Below are 22,046 nucleotides of genomic sequence, written 5' to 3' on the forward strand. Positions count from 1 at the left end.
TGCGTGGAAGGAGAACCGCCATGACCGCTGCCACCGCCAGTCCGTTCCGCTTCTTCGACGCGCGGGTCGCCCGGAGCACCCGCCTGGGCCCGTCCATGGTCCGGATCACCTTCGCCGGCGGCCAGTTGGCGGACTTCGCCGGCGGCGGCCGGGACCAGAGCTTCTCGCTGTTCCTGCCGCCCCCGGGCCGGCAGGCCCCCGTCGTGCCCACCGAGGCGGGCGACGACTGGTTCGCGCGGTGGCGCACCATGGACCCGGCGGTGCGCGGGGTGATGCGCTCGTACACCGTGCGCGAGCAGCGCCGCGAACGGGCCGAGCTGGACGTCGACTTCGTCCTGCACGGCGTGGCACAGGCCGCGGGGCCGGCCGGCCCCGCGGCCCGCTGGGCCGCAGCCGCCCGGCCGGGCGACCGGGTCAAGCTCCTGGGCCCGGCCACCCCGGACAACAAGAGCGTCGGCTTCCGGCCGCCGGCCGGCACCGACCGGGTGCTCATCGCCGCGGACGAGACGGCGCTGCCCGCCGCCGCGGGCATCCTGGCCTGGCTGCCCGCGGGCACGGCGGCCAAGGTCTGGATCGAGGTCCCGCACGCCGAGGACATCCAGCGGCTGCCCACCCGGGCCGACGCCGACATCACCTGGCTCGTCCGCGGCACCACCACACTGCCCGACGCGGTACGGGCCGCCGGACTGCCCGGCGGCACCCCCTACTCCTGGATCGCGGGCGAGGCCGGCACCGTACGGGCGCTGCGCCGCCATCTCGTCGGCGAGCGCGGCTTCGACCGCCGGAGCGTCCACTTCAGCGGCTACTGGCGCCGGGGGGCCTCCGAGGAGGACCTCCGCGCGGAGGCGATCGCGGCCGGCTGCTGAAGTCCGGTCGGCATCGGAGGCCCATGGGGTCGCGCCGGCAGGAACGGCTGTGCGCGTATGTGGATCGCCGGGCGCAGTCGCAGAAGGCTGTGAGAGGTCCGTGGTTCAAGCTCCTTGCTGAGCTGTGCAGTGGAGGCGGGGTCACGGATGGGCGGGCGGTCGGCGGCGCGGCGCGCAGCCGTCAGGCTGAGCCGGCGTGCCGGCCCGGCGCTTGGTCGAGGAGGCGTCCGACCCGGTCCGCGACGATCTCCGGTTGCTCGCCCTGGATGAAGTGACCCGAGTCGACCTCTTCGAACCGACCGTCCGGCAGCGTCTCGGCCCAACGGCGTTGGTGTTCGGCGATGACGGCCTGCTGCTCTTCCCGGCCCTTGCCGGGGCGGGATGACGAGAGCAGGACAGTGGGACACGTCGGGAGGGCGGGCGGCTCGGCGCGCAACCGGGGGATGGCCGCGGCCACGGCCTTGAACTCCTTCCGCGTCTGCGCGATGCCGTCGGGGACGAAGTCCTCGGCGAGCATGGTCGCGTAGGTGTCCGCCGGGAAGATGCGGCCCACGTTCCCGCTGGCCATGCGGGCCAGTGGACGGAACCGGACCAGCGCCTGTGTCACGCCCATGACACGGTCGACTCTCCTGGCGGTCTGGTCGAACGTGTCGTACACGGGCGCGCCCTCCGGCGTCGGGTCGAGCAGCAACAGTCCCTGCACCCGCGCCGCCAGTTGCTCCACCGCGCGGCGCGCGACAAGCCCGCCCATGCTGTGCGCGACGAGCACGAACCGGTCGGGGACGACCGCCTCGACCATGGCGACCAGGTCCGCAGCCATCTCGTCCATGCCCAGTTGTACCGCCGTTCGGCCGCTGCGGCCGAAGCCGGCGCGGTCGTAGGCCACCAGTCGCGCTCGCTCCGCCAGCAGCGGCAGCGCCGGGTCCCAACAGGTGCGCCCCAGCCCCTGGCCGGCTTCGAAGACCACCCAGTCCGGTCCGGTGCCGGACTCCTCGACATAGACGGACCGACCGTTCACCTGAACCGCCCGCCCCACCGCCTGGCGCATGTTCCCTCCTCACACCTTGCCCAACGTTTTCAACTTCGATAACGGTATCGCATGTGAAAGAGTAGCGTCATGGACACCACCGACCTGCTTCTCCATCCGGTGCGCCTGCGCGTGGTGCACGCGCTCTCCGGCGGCCGGGTGCTGACCACCTCGCAACTGTGCGACCGCATGCCCGAGGTGTCGAAGGTGACCGTGTACCGGCATGTCGCCCTGCTGGTCGAGGGGGGCTTTGTGGAAGTGGCTGACGAGCAGCGAGTACGCGGCGCCGTCGAGCGGCACTACCGACTACGCCAGGACCGCCCCGCCATCGACGTCGACGCCGCTGCCGCGATGTCGCCGGACGACCACCGCCGGGGCTTCGCCGCCGCCATGGCCGTGTTGATCGCGGAGTTCAACGCCTACCTCGACCGCCCCGGCGCCGACCCGGTCGCCGACGCGGTCGGCTATCGCCAAGGCACGCTCTGGCTCAGCCCGGACGAACTCGCCGAGATGAACCACAAGTTGCTCGCAGTGCTGGGCCCCCTGCTCGCCAACCGGCCGGAGCCGGGCCGCACCCCCTACCTCATCAGCCGGATTTTCTTCCCTACCGAGCAAGCGCCCCCCGACGAGGAACGGCCTTGAGACAACGGCTCCCGGTACACACCCGTACCTACCCGGTCGCGATCTGAGTACGGATACTCAGGCCATCGCCCACCGGCACGGCGATGCTGATGACATGTTCGAAAAGAGCGTTGTCGCAGCCCCGCCGGGTGCGGTGGGCATCACCGCGGTCGGGTCGTATCTGCCCGTATGCGTGCTGGACTCGGGGCAGTTGCAGGAAGAGGTGGCCCTCGGCAGTGGGCTCGCGCTGCCCCCGGGGCTGTTCGAGAGGGCCACCGGGATAGCCACCCGCCGGATCGCGGGGGAGGGCGAGTACGCCTCGTCCCTCGCGATCGGCGCCGCCCGCCGGGCACTTCGCACGGCAGGCCTCGACCCGCTGGACATCGATCTGCTGGTGTTCGCCTCCGCGACCCGCGACGTCGTGGAGCCGGCGACCGCGCACATCGTGCAGGCCGGGCTCGGCTCCAGGGCGCACGCCCTGGATGTGAGCAACGCCTGCAACAGCTTCCTCAACGGCATCGACCTGGCGCGGGCGATGATCCTGGCCGGGCGGGCCGGGCGGGCACTGGTGGTCACCGGGGAGACCCCGAGTCGCGCGATGCGCCGACGGCCGGACGGCCCCGGGCAGTTCCGTGACGGCTTCGCCGGGTACACCTTCGGGGACGCGGGCGCCGCCGTGCTGCTGGAGCCGGTCGGGCGGGGCGGCATCGTGGACGTCGGCACCGAGACCCACTCCGAGCACTGGGCAGTGGGCGGCATCTTCGGCGGCGGGTCCCGTCATCCGCGCGGCGACGAGCACACCTATTTCCACGGTGACGGCCGCGAGTTGCGGGAGGTGTTCGAGAAGAGCGGCACCTCGGTCCTGGACCGGGTGCGCCTCCGCACCGGCCTGGACTGGGCCGACTACCGCAGGGTCCTCGTCCACCAGGTGACCCTGCCGTTCCTGGAACGCTTCATCGAGCTGACCGGAGTCCCCGAGGACCGGCTCGTCCTGACCGTGCCGGAGCTGGGCAATGTGGCCAGCGCCACCCTCGGGGTGCAGCTCGACCGGGTGTACGACGAACTCGCCCCCGGTGACCGGGTGTTGCTCATCGGACTCGGCGGTGGCATCAGCGTGATGACGATGGTCTGGGAGGCCTCGTGACCGCGCTGTGGGTGGTGGTGCCCGCCTACCAGGAGGCGGCGCGCATCGACGGCACGCTGGAGGCGCTGGCCGCCCAGCACGACCGTGACTTCACGCTGGTGGTCGTCGACAACGGCTCCTCCGACGGCACCGGGCGGATCGCCCGGGAGTTCGCCGCGCGGGCGCCGTTCCCGGTCCGGGTGCTCGACGAACCGGAGAAGGGGGTGGGCTGCGCGGTCGACACCGGCTTCCGGTACGCGATCGCGCACGGCGCCGCCCTCATCGCCCGCACCGACGCCGACTGCCTGCCCTGCCCCGGCTGGACGGCCGCCGCGCGCACCGCGCTCACCGGCGGCCCGGCGATGGTGTGCGGCCGCATCGACGCCCGGCGGGACGAACACGGGCCGCTCGGACGGGCCGCGTTCCGGGCCATGGTGGGCACCGCGGCCCTCTTCGGCAGGCTGCGGCCCGCACACGGCCGACGGAACGGCTTCCTCGTGCCCTACCGGATGCACGCGGGAAACAACATGGCCATCACGGCCGAGTTGTATCTACGGGTCGGCGGCATGCCCCGGCGCCCCTCCCCCACCGACCGCACCTTTCTCAACCGAGTGCGCCGTCACACCTCCGCCATCGGCCGGTCCCGGGCGATGACGGTGGCCAACTCCACCCGGCGGATCCAGGCCTACGGGATCGTCGGCACCGCCCGCTGGTACCTCGACAAGGGACCCGGCCGTCTCGGGGAGGACCCGCGCTGATGCTCGACCGACTGTACTTCTCGCTGCGCAGGCATCCGGACCGCCCGGCCCTGCTCACCGCCGGCCGTACCGGCACGGTGCGCGTCCTCGCCACCCGCGGCCGGCTCGCCGACCTCGCCGACGGCTACGCCGCGGCGCTGCACGCCCGTGGGCTGGGCGCCGGTGACACGGTCGGCGTCGCCGTCCGTCCGGGGGCACGGGCGCTCGCGGTGCTGCTCGCGGTCGACCGGCTCGGGCTGCGGGCCGCCGTGCTGGACCCCGGCGCGGGCCCCGATGTGCTGCGCGCCCGGCTCGAACTGGCCCCGCCCACCCTGGTGCTGGCCGACTCGGCGGCCCAGGCCGTGGCGGGCTGGGCCCGGCCGCTGGCGCGCCGCACCGGACTGGCCCTGCCGGAGCTGAGTTGCTGGGGCCCGGTGGCGACGGTCGGCCCCCGGCTGCCCGGCTGCGCCCGGGCCCTGGAGCCGGCCGCCTCGCGCGCCGCGCTGCCCACGCGCCCGGACGGGGACGCGGACGCCGTGATCGTCTTCACCTCGGGGACCACCGCCCGGCCACGCGCCGTGGTGCACACCCGGTCCTCGCTCGCCGCGGGGATGCGGTCGGTCACCGCGCTCGTCGACCCCCGGCCCCAACTCCCCGTGCTCGGCGGCACGTTCTTCGTCCTGGTGCCCGCACTGACCCGGGGCGCGCCGGTCGCGCTGCCCGCCCGCTCACCGCGGGTGCTGTCGCGTCAGCTGGCCCGGCTGCGACCACAGGCCGGCTATCTGACACCACCCCAGCTGAGGGCCGCCCTGGCGGCGGGCGCCCGGTTCACCGGCAGGGTATGGACCGGCTCGGCGCCGGCCGGGGCCGAGCTGCTGACCCGGGTCAAGCGGGCGGGTGCGGACCAGGCCTGGGGGGTGTACGCGCTGACCGAGCTGTTCCCGGCGGCTGCCGTCGAGCAGGCCGAGAAGGCGGCCTTCACGGGCGACGGCGACCTGGTCGGAGCGCCCTTGCCCGGCGTCGAGGCGAAGCCCGACGCAAACGGTGAACTGCTGCTGGCCGGGCCCGCGGCGCGGCACCGCTATCTCGGCGAGACCCCTGACTCCTGGGTGCGCACCGGCGACCGCGCCCGTCTCGACGACGGGCGCATCGTGCTGGCGGGCCGCTGCAAGGACATGGTGCTCCGGGGGGCCGAGAACATCTACCCGGGGTTGTATGAACCGTCCCTGCACGTCCCGGGTGTGGAACTGGCCGTGCTGGTGGGCATGCCCGCCGGGGACGGCGACGAACGGCTGGCCGCCGTGGTGCAACCCCGGCCCGGTGCGGACCGCCGGGCCGTCCGGGCCGCCCTGGCCGGGCCGCTGGCGCGGATGGGCTCGGCCCGGCCGGATGTGGTGCTGCTGGCGGACGTCCCGCTGGCGGGGCGCTCGCGCAAGCCGGACCGTGCGGCGGCCTCGCGGCTGGCGGCGGCCCGGCTGGGCGCCGTCCTGAGCGAACGCCACCACCGATGACGACCCGCACGGCTCCTCTCGGGGCGCCCCCGAGACTCCGGAAGACACCGCCCATGACCCAGCTCACCGCACGCCGCCGGGACCGCCGCGTCTATCTGGCCGCCCATCCCGTGCTCTTCGCCCTGCTCGCCGCGTCCCGCCACCGGCCGGTCCGGCGGGTCGGGCGGCGCACCCTGCTCGTCCACTCCGCGGCGGCCTGCCGTCATGCCCTGACCCGGCTGCCGCTGGACCGGGCGGCGGCCGGTACCACCGGGCAGGTGGCGCGCGCGGCGCTGCGCGGCGCCGACGACGCCGACAACGGGGTGTTTTTCGACCAGCGGGGCGAGGCGCACCGGGCCGCGCGCCGCACCTTCGCCGCCGGTCTCTCCGCGGCCGGTGTGGAGCGGCTGCGCCCGGTCCGGGCCGAGGTCCTCGAGCGCGGCCTGGCGCCGCTCGCCGACGGGGGGAGCGTCGATCTCGTGCCGCTGGCACGGGAGTTGGCCGGAGCCACGGCCGCCGCCCTGCTCCATGCCGAGGCCGACCCCCGGCGGCTGGCCGCGCTCGCCCTGGACGCCGCGCGGACGGCGGTGCGCGGACACCTCCCGGGGGTTCCCCGGCCCCGTGCCGCGGCCGCCGCCGAGCTCGCCGCCGACCGGCTGCGGTCCGTCCTCGGTGACGACGACGGGGCCGCCGCCCGGGCGATGCTGGCCGTCGCCTCGGTCACCACGGTGGCCGCGGCGCTGCCCCGCGCCGTCGCCTGGTGTGCCGACGCCGACTGCTGGGAGCAGGCCGCGGACGATGGGCAACGCGCCGTGCTGGTCGATGAGTTGCTGCGGGTCACCGCGCCGTCCCCGGTGCTCCCGAGGGTCGCCGCCGGCCATGGCACCGTGGGCGGCTGTCCGGTACGGCCCGGCGACCGGCTGCTGCTGGTCGCCCGGCATGCCGTCGGCGCCCACACCGACGCCCCCGACGCCCGGCGCCCGGCGGACCCGGCCGTCTCCCAGCTGGTCTTCGGCGCCGGGCCGCACGCCTGCCCGGGAGCGCGGCTGGCCCGCGCCCAACTGGCCGAGGCGCTGGCCGCCCTGGCCCCGTACCGCCCGGCCGTGGTGCGGGCCCGGGCGGATCGCCGTGCCGCGCTGCCCGGGTGGCGCTCCCTCGTCATCCGCCCCCGGGAGGAAGGGTGACGGCCGCGGTACGGATCGCCGTGACCGGCGCGAGCGGCTTCTGCGGTGCGCACATCGCCGCCGCGGCGCACGCCGCCGGGGCGGAGGTGCTGTGCGTGGGGCGCCGTCCGGGCCCGGTGGGACGGCACCTCCCCTGGGACGCCGCCCGGGACGCGCCCGAACTGGCGGGCGCGGATGTGGTGGTCCACTGTGCGGCGGCCGTCGGCGACCCCGTCCCCGGCTCGCCCGCCGAGGCGCTGATGCGGGCCGTCAATGTCGACGGCACCGCTCGTCTGCTGGCCGCGGCCGGGAGCGCCCGGGTGGTGTGGGTGAGCAGCGCCAGCGTCTACGACCCCCGTCCGGACCGCTCCCTGGTCGCCGAGGACCATCCGGTTTCCGGCCAGCTGAATGCCTATGGGCGCACCAAGGCGGCGGGCGAGCGGCTGGCCCTGGACGCGGGTGCGGTGGTGCTGCGGCCCCGTGCCGTCTACGGCCCGGGCGACCCGCATCTGTTCCCCCGGCTGAGGGCACGGGTCCGCCGCGGGGTGCTGGCGCTGCCCGGGCCGGATGTGCGGTTGAGCCTGACGGCGGTGGAGAACCTCGCCGATGCCTGTCTCGCCGCGCCCGGCTGGCCGCCGGGCGCATACAACATCGCGGACGGCGGGTCATACGGACGCGACGACTCCGTCCGGCGGGTGCTGCACGCCCATGGTGTGCGGGCCCGGATCCACCATCTCCCGTTCGTCCTCGCCGACTCCGCGGCGCGGGTCGCGCAGACGGCGGCCCGGCTGCGGCCTCGTGCCGAGCCCGTGCTGTCGCGGTATGCGGTCGACCAGCTCGCCCACCGGGTGGTCCTCGACATCGGCAAGGCCCGTGGCCGCGGCTGGTCACCGCGCCGCGGCCTGGACGACTTCCTGGCGTCGGCCGAGGGGGCTCAGGCGTCGAGGAGGGGGATCAGCTGCTCCTCCTCATAGGCCGGCCGGTCTTCGCGTCAACACGTCCGGGCAATCCCGGCTTTCCCACTGCTTTCGGCCGCGTCCCCGGCCGATGCGACGGATTCCGTGAGCCGCGCGGCCAGTTCGCCGATGCGCCGTACCAGCTCGGGTGGTTCGTGCACCTCGAGGCGGAATCCGGTCAGTCCGATATAGAGGGCCAGTTCATCGAGCGAGTCCGATCCGGCGTGCAGCGTGCAGGAGGAGTCGTCGAGCGCTTCGAGCACTCCGGCGGTCGGCGGGAGCGCTTCCGCCGCCACCTGGAGGGGGACGTGCAGGGTGATCCTGGCCCGGTAGCGGTGGGGGGCGGGCGAGAGCCCGCGGGCGGTGAGGGCGGTGAAGCCGGTGTCGGGCGGGTCGCGTGGCGGGAAGCGGGGCCCGGTGGGAATGCGGGGACGCAGCCGGTCGACGCGGAAGGTGCGCCATTCATCGCCGTCGGTGTCCCAGGCGATGAGGTACCAGTGACGGCCGGTGTGCACCAGGCGGTGCGGTTCGGTGCGGCGGGTGCCGGTGGTGCCGTCCTGGCTCTCGTAGTCAAAGCTGAGTCGTTCCTGCGCACGGCAGGCGGCGGCGACGGTCGTCAGGATCTCGGGATCCACCGTGGAGTCGATGGCCGGCAGTGTCTCGGTGACCGATTGCAGCACTTCGACCCGGTGCCGCAGCCGGGCGGGCAGCATCTGCCGGAGCTTGGCCAGGGCGCGCTGTGAGCTCTCCCCGATGCCGACGACGGAGGTGCCGGCCGCGGTGGACAGTCCGACGGCGACGGCGACCGCCTCGTCATCGTCGAGCACCAGGGGAGGCAGGCTCGCGCCGGGCCCCAGCCGGTAGCCGGCCACTCCCGGGGTGGCGTGGACGGGATAGCCGAGGGCACGGAGCTTGTCGATGTCGCGCCGGACGGTGCGTACGTCGACGTCCAGCCGGGCGGCGAGTTCCGCACCGGTCCATATCCGCGGTGTCTGCAGGAACGACAACAGGCGGAGCAGCCGGGCCGAAGCTTCCCTCATGACCACGATCCTTTGCGTAGCTAGGACACCCGATGTCCGCTTTTGTGGCTAGCTTGGCATGATAGACACAGACAACATTCGCCCCTCCCGCATCGAGATCCCCGGGGAACAGCCTGGCTTCAGCTCAGGTGAGCGGTGGACCCGAACTCGGCGAGACGCAGGGACCTGCCGTCGCCGTCCCAGCGCGATATCGAGGCGTTCGCCACCGGAGGGGAGTCGGGGACCGGGCTGCCAAGACCGGCCAGCACATGGCGGACCGCCATCACGACCGCGTCATGGGCGACGAGCATGACCCGGCGTCCGGCGGCGGCGTCCCGCAGCTCGGTGAGGAAGTCCCGGACGCGTAGGGTCACATCGGCGAGGGACTCGCCGCCCGGCGGCCGGTACCACCAGGCGCCGGCCCGCTCGGCGCGGGCGGCCTCCTCCGGCGTGCGGGCCCGGACGGCCGCCGGGGACAACAGCTCCAGCACGCCCCTCTCCCGGTCCCGCAACCGTTCGTCCACCCATGCCGGAGGCGGCGCATACCCCGACTCCCGGGCCGTACGGACCATTTCGTCCCAGGTCTGGAGAGCCCGCCGATACGGCGAGCAGACCACCACATCCGGGCGCCCGGCGACGGCCAGGCCGGCGAGCCGGCGCCCCACCGCCCCGGCCTGCCGGGCACCCAGCGCCGAAAGCGGCACCCGCGCATCGGCGCAGTCGAGCGAGGCCCGTGCGTCACCCGTCTCCGCCGCCCGGGCGAACAGCACATTGGCCGTGCTCTGCCCATGACGAACAACCGTCAACTGGGCGAGGCCACAAGGGAAGGGGATGGGTTCCGGCATGGGAACCTGGTACCCCGGCGGCTCGCGGGAGACACCGCGGGCGGGGTCAGTGACCCGCCTCCTCCCCCCGGGCCACGGCCGTGACCAGCATGGCCCCGACGGTGATCAGACGGTGGGTCAGCGCATCGAGCTCCTGCCGCTCGGCCGCCGGGAGGTGCCAGTCCTCCCACCACACGACCTCCTCATAGGTGCATGGATCCGGGCGCTCCGCCTCCCATGCCCGGGCCAGCCGGGCGGCGAGCGGGGCGGCCGCACGGGCCTGGTCCGCGTACGCCTCCAGCAGCGCCGCCATATGACTGCCCGGCAGGCAGCCCCGCCAGGGCTCCAGCAGCCCATGGGCGAGGCGTGCGACGTCTTCCAGCCACAGCAGATGCTGCGTCACCCACCCCTGCGGGTCACGGCAGGCTGGCATACCCGGCAGCCGACGCTGCCCCAGCGCATCGCGACGGGCGAAGAACTCCCTGCCCAGAGCCACTTCCCCGCCCGTGGGAAGCCAGGAGTTCTCGCTCAGGGCGGTCATGGCGGCATCGAAAGCGCGGGTTGTCATTCCGCCAACCTTACGTGGCCCCGCCCAGCCCCCTCGACGGCCCCTCAGGCCCTCAATGCTCCCGCGGCACCGCCACATCCGCCACCGCGCAGCTGACATTGTCCGGGCCACCCAAGTCCACGGCCAGTGCGATGAGTTCGCGTACGGTCCGCTCGGGGTCCCCCGCCGTGGACGCCACCCGCCGCAGCTCCTCGTCGGCGACCACCCCGGACAGGCCGTCCGAGCACAGCAGATAGCGGTCCCCCGGCCGGGCATCGTGCAGGTGGGTATCCGGGTCGCACTCCGCACCACCGGTCAACGCCCGCACGAGCAGGGCTCGTTGAGGGTGCGAGGCGGCCTCTTCCACGGTGATGCGGCCCTCGTCGACCATCGCCTGCACATGGGTGTGATCGGTCGTGATCCGGAACAGTTCGCCATCGCGGAGCAGATAGGCGCGGGAGTCGCCGATGTGCACGAGGGCCATCGCGGATCCGGTCCACAGCATCGCGGTGAGCGTGGTCCCTCCGTCGGCCGCCGGACGGCCGCCCGCCGGGGTGTCGGACGACACGATGCCGCGCACGGCCTGGTTGGCCCGCTCGACCGCGTCCCCGAGGACATTGAGCAGGCTGCCCGCCGAAATGCTCTCCTCCTCCAGCCGCTTGAGGGCATCGATGGCCGCCGCGCCGGCCCGGGCCCCCTCCGCGCCGAAGCCATCGGCCACGGCGAGCAGACGGGAGCCCGCGTAGACCGCGTCCTGGTTGCTCTCGCGCACCAGGCCGACGTCCGACAGGGCGGCATAGCGGATGGCCAGAGGTTTGCCGTTATGAGTCATCATGGGGTCCTTCCCGGACAAGTGGTCGATGAGGAAGGCGGCCAGGTCCCGCCGCACGGCGGTGTCGGCCTCGACCCCGGCCCAGAACGCACGGACCTCCTCGGCCGCCACGGGAGCCGTCAGCTCACACACCTCCCGGATGCGGGCCAGGGGCATGCCGAGACGACGCAGCCAGGCGACCAGCCGGGCCCGCTCCAGCTGCCCCGGGTCGTAGAACCGGTAGCCGTTCGCCGGGTCGACCCGGGCGGGAGGCAGCAGGCCGAGCTCGTCGTAGAGACGCAGCGCCTTGGGAGACAGCCGGGACGCCTTCGCAAACGCTCCGATGGTCAGCAGTCCCATGTCCGCTCCTTCCTCACACCGGGCTCCTCGCCCGGCACAACCGATGCTGTGGCTTCCCCCAGGGAGAAGGTCAACATCAATCATCCGATTAATCTGATGACGGCATCTGACGACACCATGCGGTCCCGGGCAGAAGGGAAGCGGAAGATGACCGAGCTCTACCCACCGATCGAGCCGTTCGACGAGGGAATGCTCGACGTGGGCGACGGCAACCACATCCACTGGGAGGTGTCCGGCAGGCCGGACGGCAAGCCCGCCCTCGTCGTCCACGGCGGGCCGGGCTCGGGCTCCGCCCCGTCCAAACGCCGGTACTTCGACCCGGATCGCTACCGTGTCATCCTCTTCGACCAGCGCGGATGCGGACGGAGCACCCCGCATGCGAGTGATCCCGGCGCGGACCTGCGGCACAACACCACCGGCCATCTGATCGCCGACATGGAGCGGTTGCGGGTGCGGCTGGGGGTCGAGCGCTGGACGCTCTTCGGCGGTTCCTGGGGCTCCACCCTCATCCTCGCCTACGCCCAGGCCCACCCGGACCGGGTGTCGGAGATCGTCATCACGGGCGTCACCCTGACCCGGCGCTCGGACATCGACTGGCTGTACCGGGGCGTCGCACGGTTCTTCCCCGAGCAGTGGGAACGCTTCCGCGCGGGCCTTCCCGAGGCCGACCGCGACGGCGATCTCGTTGCGGCCTACGCACGGCTGATGGAGCATCACGACCCGGCGGTCCGGGCGAAGGCGGCGGCCGACTGGTGTGCCTGGGAGGACGCGGTGGTCTCCGAGGAGCCCAACGGCGCGCCGGGCGCCTACAGCGGCCGGCCCCCGCTCGCCCGGCTGGCCTTCGTCCGCATCGCCGCGCACTACTTCGCCCACGGCGCATGGCTGGACGAGGGCGCGCTGCTGCGGGACGCCAAACGCCTGACCGGAATCCCGGGTGTGCTGATCCACGGTCGCCTGGATCTCGCCGGGCCGCTCGACGCCGCCTGGGAACTCGCCCGTGCCTGGCCCGATGCCCGACTGGTCGTCGTCGACGACTCGGGACATATGGGCAGCGGCACCATGCGGGCGAGGGCGAGGGCGGCGCTGGACCGGTTCGCGGGCTGAGGTGTCAGCGGCAGACGGGCAGTTGGCGCGGGCCCCGTACCAACAAGCCGGGACGGTAGGGCAGTTCGTCCGGATCGGTGGCGAGACTCAACCCTTCCAGCGCGTCGAAGAGCAGCGGCAGGGCGATCGTCGCCTCCAGCCGGGCCAGCCGGGCCCCCAGGCAGAAGTGCGGGCCGTGGCCGAACGCCGCGTGCGGCACGGCCCGTGCCCCGTCGGCCGGCCGGCGTCCGGGCCGGAAGGCGTCCGGTTCCGGGAAGTGCTCCGGATCACGGTTGGCGGCGGCGAGGACGACCAGCACCGAGGCCTCCGCCGGTATGACCACTCCCCCGCCGAGGTCCACCTCTTGTGCGGTCCGCCGCCAGGTCGTCCCCTCCAGCGGGCTGGCATGCCGCAGAGCCTCCTCCACCACGGCGGCCCAGCGCTCGGGACCACCCCGCCGGGCGGCGGCCCGCTCGCCGGGGTGGGTGAGCAGCAGCAGGGCGGCGGAGGCGAGCAGATTCATGGTCGTCTCATAGCCGGCGAACAGCAGCAGGAACGCCATCGCGAGCAGCTCGCCGTCGTCGAGACCGCCCTCGCTCGCGTCCTGCACCAGAGCGCTGAAGAGGTCACCGCCCGGTGTGCGCCGCTTTTGCCGGATCAACTCGGTGAAGTACGCGTGGAGTCGGGTCCAGGCTTCCTCGACCGCGCCCTGCTCGAGTGCGTCGGCCGGTGACCCGACCCGGTACGTCCAGGCGCGCAGATCCGCCCGGTCGCCCTCCGGCACACCGAGCACTTCGCCGATCACCAGCACCGGCAGGGGGAAGGCGAAGGCGTCCACCAGGTCCACGGCGCCCTCCCGCGCCAGCCGCTCCGACAGCTCCGCGATCAGCCCGGCAGCCAGCCCCTCGATCCGCGGGCGCAGGGCGTCGACGCGACCCGGGGTGAATGCGCCGGTGGTGAGCCGACGCAGCCGGGTGTGGTCGGGGGCGTCGGAGTTGAGCATATGGCGGGCGAGGCAGCCACGGGCGCGCTGCGCCGGGGAGTCGGGCTTGGGCCGGCCCGCCCGCTGCGGCGGGACATTGGAGAAGCGGGGGTCGGCGAGGACCGCCCGCGCCTGCCGGTAGCCGGTGACGAGCCAGGCGTGCGTACCGTTCGCCAGCGCCACCCTGGCCGCCGGGCCCTGGGCGCGCAGCCGGGCGTAGTACGGGTAGGGGTCGCGGGCGAAGGCGGGGTCGGCGGGGTTCAGGGGCTCGGACACCCGCTCATCCTTACCGATCTTGGGCCGGTTCGGGACGGCGGGGGGCAGTCAGAGCTTGTGGTGCCGGTCTGTGTGGTTCCTACAATTCGGTGGCACCGTGCTCACCCGTCTCGTCGGCCCGGGGAAGCCCTACCCGGACCGTCGTCGGGCCGCCGGGCGAGCTGTCGATGTCAAAGCGCCCGCCGGCGCTCTCCACGCGGACATAGTGGCTGGTCAGCCCGATGTGTCCGGTGCGCAGCCGCTGCCCGAGGACCGCCGGGTCGAAGCCGGTCCCGTTGTCCTTGACGGTCAGTACGGTCCGGTCGCCGTCCATGGCCAGCCCTACCCACACCTCGGTGGCCCGTGCATGCTTGACCACATTGCCGAGCAGTTCGCGGGCGGCCGAGTAGAGCAGGGCCTCATGGCCGACCCGGCCGGGCAGCCGCAGGTCGTAGTGGACGGTGAACCCGCCCCGCCGGGCGAACCGGTTCCCGGCGGCCTCCAGGGCGGCGGCCAGCCCGGCGGCCTCCAGGATCTGCGGATGGAGATCGAAGATGATCTCCCGCATCTCCTTGACCGTTCCGCGCACTTGGGTCTGGGCGCGGGTGAGCGCGGTGGAGGGCGAGCGCTCCTCGGCCTCCTCCAGGTCGTGCAGCGCGGCGAGCAGGGTCTGTACGGCTCCGTCGTGCAGGGCGTCGGCCAGCCGGGCGCGTTCCCGGGTCTCCGCGGCGAGGGCGTCGTCGAGCAGGAGCTCGCGGGTGTCGAGGAGTTCGCCGACGCGTCGGGTGCGTTGGGCCAGCAGCACGGCGATCAGGACGGAGGCCAGGACGGTCCACAGCAGATAGGCCTCGTCGACGCCGATGGGCCATTCCTCCTGGGTGCGGTGGGCGAGCAGATGGGGCAGCGACATCGCTGTGTATCCGGCCAGGCAGACCGCGCCGAACACCGCGGTGACCTTGGGCAGCTGCCAGAGGACGGTGGCCATGGGCCACATGAAGTAGGCGTAGCGGACCGGGGAGTCGCGGCCGCCGGAGACCGCCGCCAGCGCGGTGATCACGGCGAGGTCGACGACGAGGGCGGCGGCAGCGGCGGGTACGCCGGTCACCGGGTGGCGGTGGACCCAGGCGAGCCGTCCGATGGCCCACAGCAGATAGAGGGCGAGCAGGCCGTGGAACCAGGAGGCGAAGTAGAAGTCGGAGGGGTGTTCTCCCGCGAGGAACAGCGGGACGATCATGGGGAGCCGGATCCAGGCGACATAGCGGGACGACTGGGCCAGCATGTCGCCCAGCCGTTTCTCGCGCCACCGCGTGGTCATCCCGGACCGCCGGTGCGGTGCGGCTCGTTCTGGCGCAGCACGGTGCCGACCCTACCCGAATGGCGACAAAACGCCTCTTGGGCCGCTTGCCGGGTCACCGGCCGGTGTGGACCTCCGGGAGGACGGAGAGCATCCCGCCGTCGATGGGCAGACTGGCGCCGTTGATGTAGGAGGCCGCGGGCCCGGCGAGGAAGGCGACGGCCTCGGCCACCTCCTGGGGTTGGCACAGGCGTCCGAGCGGGTAGGCGGCGAGGACGCGCTCGCGCCGGGTGTCGTCCCGCCAGAAGTGGGCGTTGCGGTCGACGGCCACCAAGCCGGGCTCGAGGAGGTTGCAGCGGATGCCCAGCGGTCCCCACTCGGCCGCCGCGGCACGGGTGAGCGCGGTGAGACCGGCCTTCGCCATGGCGTACGCGGCGAAGCCGGGCATGGCGCCGTGCGCATGCACGGAGCCGATCAGCACGATGGCCCCGGGCCGTCCGGCCCGGCGGCGTGCCAGCTCGGCCCCGGCCTGCCAGGCGGAGACCAGGCCGATGTCGAGCACGGTGCGCAGCTGCTCGGCCGTCAGCTCGGCGAGCGGTGCGCGGGCCTCGCCGAGCAGTGCGTGCACCAGCAGGGCCGGTGTCCCTTCGGGGGCGGCGTCATAGGCCCGGGCGATGACGGCCGGGTCGGTGGCGTCGCCCACCACCGGTGTGCAGTGCGGCAGTTGGCGCACCGAGGGGTCCCGGTCCACTGCGATGATCTGCGCTCCCCCGGCGGCCAGCCGGGCCACGCAGGCCCGTCCGACGCCGCCCGCGGCGCCCAGGACGACGGCGGACGAGGGTTCAGGGCTGGTCATGGAGTACCTCCGGGGCGGGGGCGAGGCCGATTCCCGGAGTGCCGGGAAGGGTGTACCTGGCGCGGGTGACCGGTTCGGGAGGGGTTACGGCCGAGGGGCGTCGGCCGGTCTCGCCGTACATGATCTCCAGCGGGAGCTTATGGGGTGTCCTGCTGTCGAGCAGGGCGGTGACATGGGCGGACGCGGCGGTGGCGATGGGGCCTGAGGGGTTGTGCAGGGACACCCGCGCTCCGTGTCCGGCGGCCAGTGCGGCGAGGCGGAGGACCTGGAGGGGGCCGCCCGCATGCTTGACGTCCGGCAGCAGGATGTCGAGTGCTCCGCTCCGCAGTGCGGGCAGGACCTCCCGTGCCGTGCCCGCGAACTCGCCTCCGGCGAGCGGGGCGCCGACCGCGTCGCGGACGCGTTTCAGCTGCTCCGGGGCCTCGATCCGGGCCGCGTCCTCCAGCCAGCCGAGCCGTAGCGCGGTGAACTCACGGGCATAGGACAGTACTTGACTGTCAGTCAGTAGGTGATGGCAGTCCAGTAGCAGCACCCGGTGTGCGCCGATGGCTTGGCGTACCGCCCAGGCGATGTCCAGTCCGGTGGTGATGCGGCGCGGCCCGGACAGTCCGTCGAAGGGGGCGCATTTGACGGTGCGGAATCCGTCCCGTACCGCCTGGGTGGCGACTTCGGCGGCGGTCTCGGGGGTGCGTCGGCGCATCGCCCGGTTGATGTTGGCGTAGAGCGGCACCTCCGAGGCCGTCGGCTCCGGCGTCCCGGTGCGTCGCGCGAGCCAGGTGCCGAGGCCGAGGCCGGCCGCCCGGGCGGCGGCGTCCGCGACGGCGGTCGCCAGCCCGCCGAGCGCGGTGCGGCGGTACAGCCGTTCCTCGGCGCCCCGGCCGCGCGCGGCCCAGGCCCCGGCGATCCGCTCCAGCGTGTCGGCCGCCTCCTCGGCGGCCAACCCGGCCGTGAGCGAACGGAGTTCGGTGAGGTACGGCGTCGCCCGGTGCACCGGGACGTCGGAGAACTCGCCCCAGCCCGGCGGCCCTTCACCGGGCCGCACCCGGGTGAGCAGCCAGGTCGTACGCGCCGTGACGGGCACGGCGTGGGTGTGTCCCATGGGTGATGCCAACTCCCCTATGCGCCGGTCGTGTTGGTGTCCTCCAGTGCCCGGCCCGTGGTGGCCAGGAACGGCGAGGCGGCCACGATGGCCGCGCACAGCACATACGCACCGGCGTAGATCGCGATCGTCCTGAGCCCGAAGTCCTTGAGCAGGTGCGGGACCAGCACGATATTGAGTGCGATCATCAGCCGGGTGACGCACTGGGCGATGCCGGAGCCGATGCCGCGCAGCCGGGTCGGGAACACCTCCGAGCTCCAGACCCAGGAGAGCACTCCGGGTCCGAACCAGGTGAGCATGGAGTAGCAGACATAGGCGGTGAGCAGCACCGCCGGGTTTCCCTCGCCGAAGAAGGCCATGGTCAGGCCCGCGAGGAAGACCCCCAGGCAGGCCCAGATGCCCAGTGCCCGGCGGTTGACGCGGTCGATGATCAGCGCTCCGGCGGCGACGGCCGCGAATCCGGCCGTGAATCCGGCGAGGGAGAAGGCGAGGGCGTTGCCGGTGCCGATGCCGGTGGACTGCATCACCAGCGGCCCGGCCACCGTGGCGACCGCGCCGCCGAAGGCCTGGAGGGCGAAGAAGCCGGTGACCGCGGCGAGCCGGCGGGCGGCGCCCTTGGTGAACAGGTCGCGGTAGTGGCGCTCGCGCTCCGGGGCGGGGGCGCTCGGCTCGTCGACGCCGAGTGCCCGGAAGACGGCGCGGGCTTCCTCGTGCCGCCCCTGGGAGCGCAGCCAGCGCGGGGATTCGGGCAGGAACTGGCGGGCGATGAGCACCGCGAGCGCGGGCACGGCGGCGAGGCCGAAGAGCCAGCGCCAGGTGTCGTTCCCGAAGACGGGCCGCAGCGCGAGCGCGACGAGGACGCTGGTGACGGCTCCGGCCAGCCACATCAGATTGGGCAGCGAGCCCGCGATGCGGCCGCGGCGGGCCGTGGGGGAGATCTCCGCGAGGAAGGCGTGTGAGGTGGGGATGTCCATGCCGACGGCGACGCCGATGAGGAAGCGGGCGGCCATCAGTTGCCACACCTCGGTGACAAAGGCCGAGGCGATGGAGGCGACCACGAAGAAGGCGAGGTTGACGACGAAGATGATTTTGCGGCCGAACCGGTCGGAGAGGTCGCCGAAGACGACGAGACCCACGGCCGTGCCGATGAAGGCGATCGCGCCGAGCCAGCCGACCTGCCCGGTGGTGAGGGCGAAGTCGGGCTTGAGGAAGAGGAGGGCGGCGCCCATGACGAGGAGGTCGTAGCCGTCGATGAACTCGCCGAAGGCGACCAGCCTCGGGGTCCAGGTGCGGGTGTAGCGGGCGCGTACGGAGGTGAGGGGCGGCGGGGCGGGCGGGGAGGCGGTCAGCGGCATGGGTGCTCGGGTCTTTCGGGGGCGGGGTGTTGCCGGGTCAGTGGTCGTGGAAGCCGATGGCGGGCGGGGTGTCGAGTGCGGTGCCGAAGAAGTCGCGTCCGCCGTTGTCGGGTACCACCGCTCCGGCGCCCAGCGCGGGCGAGCCGGGCAGCAGCCGGTAGTCGGCGGGATCGGCGGTGGCGGGGCCGGGGGCGGTGAGCAGTGGGGCGGCGGTGACCGTCGCGGTGGCGGAGGCCGGTACCGGGGCCTGGTGGATCAGGTTGTGGTCGAGGGTGAAGGCCGGGTCGTCGAGCGTCCAGGCGAGGGTGCCGGTGTCCGTGCCGCTGCCGCGCAGGATGTTGTCGGTGAACCGCACGTCCAGGGCGCCGGGTTTGGTGGCGTTCTCCAGCACGATCCGGTGGGTGCCGCCCCGGGGCACGTTCGGCAGCTGGATGGTGTTGTTGTGGATCCTGCCGCGTTGCAGTCCGCCGGAGCAGACCTGGAAGGTGCGCGTCCGGTCGTTGACCGAGAGGTTGTAGCGGATGGTGAAGTCCTTGGCGTTGCCGGGGACATCGGCTCCGTACGGGCAGAGCAGGAAGAAGCCGCCGTCGTTGTCGGAGGAGACGTTGTACTGGAAGGTGACGTGGTTGGTGGAGTGGTCGACGTCGTACCCCTGGCCGTCCCGGTCGGTGTTGCCGCCGGAGGAGCGGTTGTACTGGAAGGTGACCCAGTCGCTGTTGGCCGTCCACATGCCCGCGTTGACGGACCCGGCGCGCTCGTTGAAGCCGTCGAGGGTGTTGCGCTGGACGAGCGCGTCGCTGCTGCTCTTGACGACGAGTCCGTCGCCGCCGATGTCGGACAGCGTGTTGCCCTCGATGAGCAGGCCGGTGTGCGGGTGCCAGTCGGCCGTGCACAGTCCGTTCCAGAAGGTGGCCAGGTCGGGTCTGCGGCACCAGTTGGACCAGAGGTAGATGCCCGCGCGGTCCACGGTGCGGATGGTGTTGTCGCGGATGGTCAGTCCGCGGAAGGCGGAGGGGGTCGCGGTGCCCAGGGCCTCGGCGACGATCCCGCCGGACGCTCCCGCGTACTTGCCGTTCGCGGCGTTGCCGCCGGTCCTGGCGGGCAGCACGCCGCGTACGTCGTGGATGTCGAGCCGCTCCAGGGTGACGCCGTCGAGGTCGCCGGAGTCGACGGCCTGGAGCCAGACCCCGCGCCGTGCGGTGGTGTTGTCGCCGGGCGCGGTCAGGTCGAGGTCGGCGAGGTGGACATGGGCGGCGTTCTTGAGCCAGACGGCCGCGTAGTTGCCGTTGGCGTCGATGCGCGGTTTGGAACCGCTGCCGTAGGCGCCGTAGGTGATGGGCGCGTCCGCCGTCCCGGAGGCGTGGACGTACAGCTGCCCCTTGCAGGTGCTGCCGCGCTTGAAGAGGACGGTGTCGCCCGCGGACAGCGGGACGGCATTGAGCGCGGGCATGGAGGAGATCGGTGCGTCGGCGGTGCCGGTGCCGCCCGTGGTGCCGCCGCAGTCGACGTAGTAGGTGCGCGGGACGGCCGACGCCGGTGCGGCGACGGCGAGTTGCAGGGCCGTGGCGAGCGCGAGCAGTCCGCCGCGGGCCGCGCGTCCGACGGGCATGAGCATGGGGGCCTCCTCACTTGCGTGCCGCAAGAAAATAGGAGGAGCCCGGCCGCGTCAACGCGTTGCGTGGTACTGCCATGCGGCCTTCATCCGGCCGTCACACAGCGGTGGCTCCGGCCTCGGGTGAATTCCCTTGGAAATCCCGCCGAAACGGCCGGATCACCGATTTCGGCCGACGGAGAACCTGCGGCCTACGGAGGGGAATTCCCACCCTCCGGAGGCCGGGTTCAGTGGTCGTGCGGCCCCCGGTGGTGCACCGCGCCGTGCGCCTGCTCGCAGTGGCGCTCCGGGCGCCCGCCCGGGCCCGAGCCGACGCCCGCGAGCGGGCCGGGGGCATGGTCGACCTGGAGCGTCGCATGGGTGATTCCATACTCCCGACGCAGCATGCCCTGGAGGATCTGCCGCACCGCGTGGCAGTCCTCGCCGGTCTCGACCAGCACATGGGCGGAGAGGACCACCTCACCGGAGGTGATCTCCCAGACATGGAGGTCGTGCACCTCGACCACGCCCCGCTGTTCGGCGAGCCGGTCACCGACCGCGTCCGGCTCGACCCCGGCGGGAGCGGCCTCCAGGAAGATCCGGCCGGAGGCCCTGACCAGGGACACCCCGGACCTGACCATCAGGGCCACCACCACCAGCGTGGCGATGGCGTCGGCCCGGGCGAACCCGGTGAGCAGCACGACCGCCCCGGCCACGGCGGTGGCGACAAAGCCATAGAGGTCGGTGATGATGTGCTGGAACGCGCCCTCGACGTTCAGCGAGGAGCGGTTGGCCTTCGACATGCACCAGGCCGCGGCGATGTTGACGACCACCCCGGACAGCGCGGTCACCAGCACCATCCCACCGCCCACCGCCGGCGGGTTCACCAGCCGCTGCACGGACTCATAGGTCAGCCAGACGGAGAGCAGCAGCAGGGTGAGCCCATTGGCCTGGGCGGAGAGGATTTCCGCCCGCTTGAGCCCATAGGTGTATTCGCCGCGGGCCGGTCGTGCGGCGAGCCGCATGGCGACCAGCGCCAGCACGATGGATGCCGCGTCGGACAGCATATGGGCCGCGTCGGACAGCAATGCGAGCGAATGCGCGGCCACCGCGACGACGACTTCCACCGCCATATAGGCGACGATGAGCGCCAGCGCGATCGACAGCCAGCGGCGATCGGCGTCCTTGGCCACGCCATGGCTGTGCCCTCCGGCGCCGTGGCTGTGGCCGTGGCCGTGGCCATGATCGTGATCGTGGTCGTGGTCGTGGTCGTGGTCGTGGTCGTGGTCGTGGTCGTGATGGTCTTGCGCATGATTTTCACCGTCGGCAGGACCGCGCTGTCGTTTCACCAAGACCCCCATCGAGTCACGAATGGACAGGGGAAGTGAAGCGCATGGGAACGGGATTATCAAAGGCTGCAATGGAGACGGTTATCGATAACAAACCCTGGTGAATACGGTTATCGATGGCGCCTTTATGGAGCCGGTTTGGGCCCCACCCGGATCCGGGCGTGGACCGCGTCCGATCTCCGCTCGAGCACGGCACCGCACCGCCGCAGCACGCCGATCGCCGCCGCGTTGTCCGCCGTGGTCTCGGCGATCACGGCGCGAACGCCCTGCCGGGCCGCCTCGGCCAGCAGGGCCCGGAGCACCCGGGTACCGGCCCCTTTGCCGCGGGCCGTCCGCCCGAGCCACATCCCGGTCTCCGCCGTGCCGCCCATGGCGTGCAGCGACATCCGCACCATGCCCACGATCGCGCCGTCCGCCTCGATCGCATAGGCGACCATGCGATGCGGTCCGTCGAACCCCGCATAGCGGGACCGGTGAAAACGGCGGAATGCCTCCCGGCGCAACGCGGTCCAGCCCGGTGGCCCGTCCACCGGCGGCATCACCTCTTCCGGGTCGGCTTCGGTGACGGCCACCTCGAGGAGTCGGTCCAGGTTTTCCTCCCCGACCGGCGTCAGCCGTAGCGCCTGCGTCATGGCTCT

The 22,046-nt window shown here is 73.0% G+C and carries 21 protein-coding genes; 8 read left to right on the forward strand and 13 right to left on the reverse strand.

Features of this window, described 5'->3' with window-relative positions:
- The first annotated feature begins 20 nt into the window (after positions 1-20).
- A complete protein-coding gene (locus ABCR83_RS02740) occupies positions 21-866 on the forward strand; it encodes a siderophore-interacting protein (protein WP_462692921.1) in 846 nt (281 codons plus the stop codon).
- Between the two features lie 181 nt (positions 867-1,047).
- Here the strand turns inward: ABCR83_RS02740 and ABCR83_RS02745 are convergent, their stop codons facing one another.
- Positions 1,048-1,914: an alpha/beta fold hydrolase gene (locus ABCR83_RS02745; RefSeq protein WP_462692923.1), complete on the reverse strand. Its 867-nt coding sequence runs from the start codon at positions 1,912-1,914 to the stop codon at positions 1,048-1,050.
- A 69-nt stretch (positions 1,915-1,983) separates the two neighbouring features.
- Between ABCR83_RS02745 and ABCR83_RS02750 the strand changes: the two genes are divergently transcribed.
- The 6 genes from ABCR83_RS02750 to ABCR83_RS02775 all read left to right on the forward strand — a co-directional run bounded on the left by ABCR83_RS02750 (position 1,984) and on the right by ABCR83_RS02775 (position 8,001).
- Positions 1,984-2,535 carry a helix-turn-helix domain-containing protein gene (locus tag ABCR83_RS02750; RefSeq protein WP_462692925.1) on the forward strand — a complete coding sequence of 184 codons (552 nt, stop codon included), beginning with the start codon at positions 1,984-1,986 and terminating at the stop codon, positions 2,533-2,535.
- Between the two features lie 94 nt (positions 2,536-2,629).
- Complete coding sequence (locus ABCR83_RS02755) at positions 2,630-3,658, forward strand: 3-oxoacyl-ACP synthase III family protein (protein ID WP_462692927.1); 1,029 nt, start codon at positions 2,630-2,632, stop codon at positions 3,656-3,658.
- Complete coding sequence (locus tag ABCR83_RS02760; protein WP_462692929.1) at positions 3,655-4,395, forward strand: glycosyltransferase family 2 protein; 741 nt, start codon at positions 3,655-3,657, stop codon at positions 4,393-4,395. The genes ABCR83_RS02755 and ABCR83_RS02760 overlap by 4 nt, the downstream gene beginning before the upstream one ends.
- Entirely contained in the window at positions 4,395-5,885 is a 1,491-nt protein-coding gene (locus ABCR83_RS02765) for a class I adenylate-forming enzyme family protein (RefSeq protein WP_462692931.1), read from the forward strand. Before ABCR83_RS02760 ends, ABCR83_RS02765 begins: the two co-directional genes overlap by 1 nt.
- A 53-nt stretch (positions 5,886-5,938) precedes the next feature.
- Positions 5,939-7,048 (forward strand): cytochrome P450 family protein, encoded by a 1,110-nt coding sequence (locus ABCR83_RS02770; RefSeq protein WP_462692933.1) that lies wholly within the window; start codon positions 5,939-5,941, stop codon positions 7,046-7,048.
- The gene (locus tag ABCR83_RS02775; RefSeq protein ID WP_462692935.1) at positions 7,045-8,001 is read left to right on the forward strand and encodes an NAD-dependent epimerase/dehydratase family protein; all 957 of its coding nucleotides are present in this window, start codon (positions 7,045-7,047) and stop codon (positions 7,999-8,001) included. Before ABCR83_RS02770 ends, ABCR83_RS02775 begins: the two co-directional genes overlap by 4 nt.
- A gap of 17 nt (positions 8,002-8,018) precedes the next feature.
- Here ABCR83_RS02775 and ABCR83_RS02780 read toward each other — a convergent pair whose 3' ends face one another.
- From ABCR83_RS02780 to ABCR83_RS02795, 4 genes are all read right to left on the reverse strand, one after another.
- Positions 8,019-9,023 (reverse strand): helix-turn-helix transcriptional regulator, encoded by a 1,005-nt coding sequence (locus ABCR83_RS02780; protein ID WP_462692937.1) that lies wholly within the window; start codon positions 9,021-9,023, stop codon positions 8,019-8,021.
- Positions 9,024-9,142: 119 nt separating this feature from the next.
- On the reverse strand, positions 9,143-9,847 hold the full coding sequence (locus ABCR83_RS02785; RefSeq protein WP_462692939.1) for a histidine phosphatase family protein: 705 nt from the start codon (positions 9,845-9,847) through the stop codon (positions 9,143-9,145).
- 46 nt (positions 9,848-9,893) lie between these two features.
- Positions 9,894-10,394: a hypothetical protein gene (locus tag ABCR83_RS02790; protein WP_462692941.1), complete on the reverse strand. Its 501-nt coding sequence runs from the start codon at positions 10,392-10,394 to the stop codon at positions 9,894-9,896.
- 52 nt (positions 10,395-10,446) lie between these two features.
- Positions 10,447-11,544 (reverse strand): MerR family transcriptional regulator, encoded by a 1,098-nt coding sequence (locus tag ABCR83_RS02795; RefSeq protein WP_462692943.1) that lies wholly within the window; start codon positions 11,542-11,544, stop codon positions 10,447-10,449.
- Between the two features lie 147 nt (positions 11,545-11,691).
- On the opposite strand from ABCR83_RS02795, the gene pip reads away from it, so the two are divergent.
- Positions 11,692-12,648: a prolyl aminopeptidase gene (pip, locus tag ABCR83_RS02800; RefSeq protein WP_462692945.1), complete on the forward strand. Its 957-nt coding sequence runs from the start codon at positions 11,692-11,694 to the stop codon at positions 12,646-12,648.
- A 4-nt stretch (positions 12,649-12,652) separates the two neighbouring features.
- On the opposite strand, the gene ABCR83_RS02805 is transcribed toward pip, so the two are convergent.
- The 8 genes from ABCR83_RS02805 to ABCR83_RS02840 all read right to left on the reverse strand — a co-directional run bounded on the left by ABCR83_RS02805 (position 12,653) and on the right by ABCR83_RS02840 (position 22,040).
- A complete protein-coding gene (locus ABCR83_RS02805; protein WP_462692947.1) occupies positions 12,653-13,885 on the reverse strand; it encodes a cytochrome P450 family protein in 1,233 nt (410 codons plus the stop codon).
- A 79-nt stretch (positions 13,886-13,964) separates the two neighbouring features.
- Positions 13,965-15,179 carry a sensor histidine kinase gene (locus ABCR83_RS02810; RefSeq protein WP_462692949.1) on the reverse strand — a complete coding sequence of 405 codons (1,215 nt, stop codon included), beginning with the start codon at positions 15,177-15,179 and terminating at the stop codon, positions 13,965-13,967.
- A 94-nt stretch (positions 15,180-15,273) separates the two neighbouring features.
- A complete protein-coding gene (locus tag ABCR83_RS02815; RefSeq protein ID WP_462692951.1) occupies positions 15,274-16,014 on the reverse strand; it encodes an SDR family NAD(P)-dependent oxidoreductase in 741 nt (246 codons plus the stop codon).
- Positions 16,001-17,113, reverse strand: coding sequence for an enolase C-terminal domain-like protein (locus ABCR83_RS02820; protein ID WP_462692953.1), 1,113 nt, complete (start codon positions 17,111-17,113; stop codon positions 16,001-16,003). Before ABCR83_RS02820 ends, ABCR83_RS02815 begins: the two co-directional genes overlap by 14 nt.
- Positions 17,114-17,130: 17 nt before the next feature.
- The gene (locus ABCR83_RS02825; protein WP_462692955.1) at positions 17,131-18,468 is read right to left on the reverse strand and encodes an MFS transporter; all 1,338 of its coding nucleotides are present in this window, start codon (positions 18,466-18,468) and stop codon (positions 17,131-17,133) included.
- Between the two features lie 37 nt (positions 18,469-18,505).
- On the reverse strand, positions 18,506-20,083 hold the full coding sequence (locus tag ABCR83_RS02830) for a right-handed parallel beta-helix repeat-containing protein (RefSeq protein ID WP_462692957.1): 1,578 nt from the start codon (positions 20,081-20,083) through the stop codon (positions 18,506-18,508).
- Positions 20,084-20,307: 224 nt separating this feature from the next.
- Positions 20,308-21,408: a cation diffusion facilitator family transporter gene (locus ABCR83_RS02835; RefSeq protein ID WP_462692959.1), complete on the reverse strand. Its 1,101-nt coding sequence runs from the start codon at positions 21,406-21,408 to the stop codon at positions 20,308-20,310.
- Between the two features lie 125 nt (positions 21,409-21,533).
- Positions 21,534-22,040, reverse strand: a complete 507-nt coding sequence (locus ABCR83_RS02840; RefSeq protein ID WP_462692961.1) for a GNAT family N-acetyltransferase — start codon at positions 22,038-22,040, stop codon at positions 21,534-21,536.
- Positions 22,041-22,046 lie beyond the last annotated feature (6 nt).

The organism is Streptomyces xingningensis, assembly GCF_054957865.1.

Bases quoted from the DNA above. Each gene is read 5' to 3' on its own strand.
- ABCR83_RS02740 (WP_462692921.1), top strand. From the start codon at position 21: ATGACCGCTGCCACCGCCAGTCCGTTCCGCTTCTTCGACGCGCGGGTC.
- ABCR83_RS02745 (WP_462692923.1), bottom strand. From the start codon at position 1,914: ATGCGCCAGGCGGTGGGGCGGGCGGTTCAGGTGAACGGTCGGTCCGTC.
- ABCR83_RS02750 (WP_462692925.1), top strand. From the start codon at position 1,984: ATGGACACCACCGACCTGCTTCTCCATCCGGTGCGCCTGCGCGTGGTG.
- ABCR83_RS02755 (WP_462692927.1), top strand. From the start codon at position 2,630: ATGTTCGAAAAGAGCGTTGTCGCAGCCCCGCCGGGTGCGGTGGGCATC.
- ABCR83_RS02765 (WP_462692931.1), top strand. From the start codon at position 4,395: ATGCTCGACCGACTGTACTTCTCGCTGCGCAGGCATCCGGACCGCCCG.
- ABCR83_RS02770 (WP_462692933.1), top strand. From the start codon at position 5,939: ATGACCCAGCTCACCGCACGCCGCCGGGACCGCCGCGTCTATCTGGCC.
- ABCR83_RS02780 (WP_462692937.1), bottom strand. From the start codon at position 9,023: ATGAGGGAAGCTTCGGCCCGGCTGCTCCGCCTGTTGTCGTTCCTGCAG.
- ABCR83_RS02785 (WP_462692939.1), bottom strand. From the start codon at position 9,847: ATGCCGGAACCCATCCCCTTCCCTTGTGGCCTCGCCCAGTTGACGGTT.
- ABCR83_RS02790 (WP_462692941.1), bottom strand. From the start codon at position 10,394: ATGACAACCCGCGCTTTCGATGCCGCCATGACCGCCCTGAGCGAGAAC.
- ABCR83_RS02795 (WP_462692943.1), bottom strand. From the start codon at position 11,544: ATGGGACTGCTGACCATCGGAGCGTTTGCGAAGGCGTCCCGGCTGTCT.
- pip (WP_462692945.1), top strand. From the start codon at position 11,692: ATGACCGAGCTCTACCCACCGATCGAGCCGTTCGACGAGGGAATGCTC.
- ABCR83_RS02810 (WP_462692949.1), bottom strand. From the start codon at position 15,179: ATGACCACGCGGTGGCGCGAGAAACGGCTGGGCGACATGCTGGCCCAG.
- ABCR83_RS02815 (WP_462692951.1), bottom strand. From the start codon at position 16,014: ATGACCAGCCCTGAACCCTCGTCCGCCGTCGTCCTGGGCGCCGCGGGC.
- ABCR83_RS02820 (WP_462692953.1), bottom strand. From the start codon at position 17,113: ATGGGACACACCCACGCCGTGCCCGTCACGGCGCGTACGACCTGGCTG.
- ABCR83_RS02825 (WP_462692955.1), bottom strand. From the start codon at position 18,468: ATGCCGCTGACCGCCTCCCCGCCCGCCCCGCCGCCCCTCACCTCCGTA.
- ABCR83_RS02830 (WP_462692957.1), bottom strand. From the start codon at position 20,083: ATGCTCATGCCCGTCGGACGCGCGGCCCGCGGCGGACTGCTCGCGCTC.
- ABCR83_RS02840 (WP_462692961.1), bottom strand. From the start codon at position 22,040: ATGACGCAGGCGCTACGGCTGACGCCGGTCGGGGAGGAAAACCTGGAC.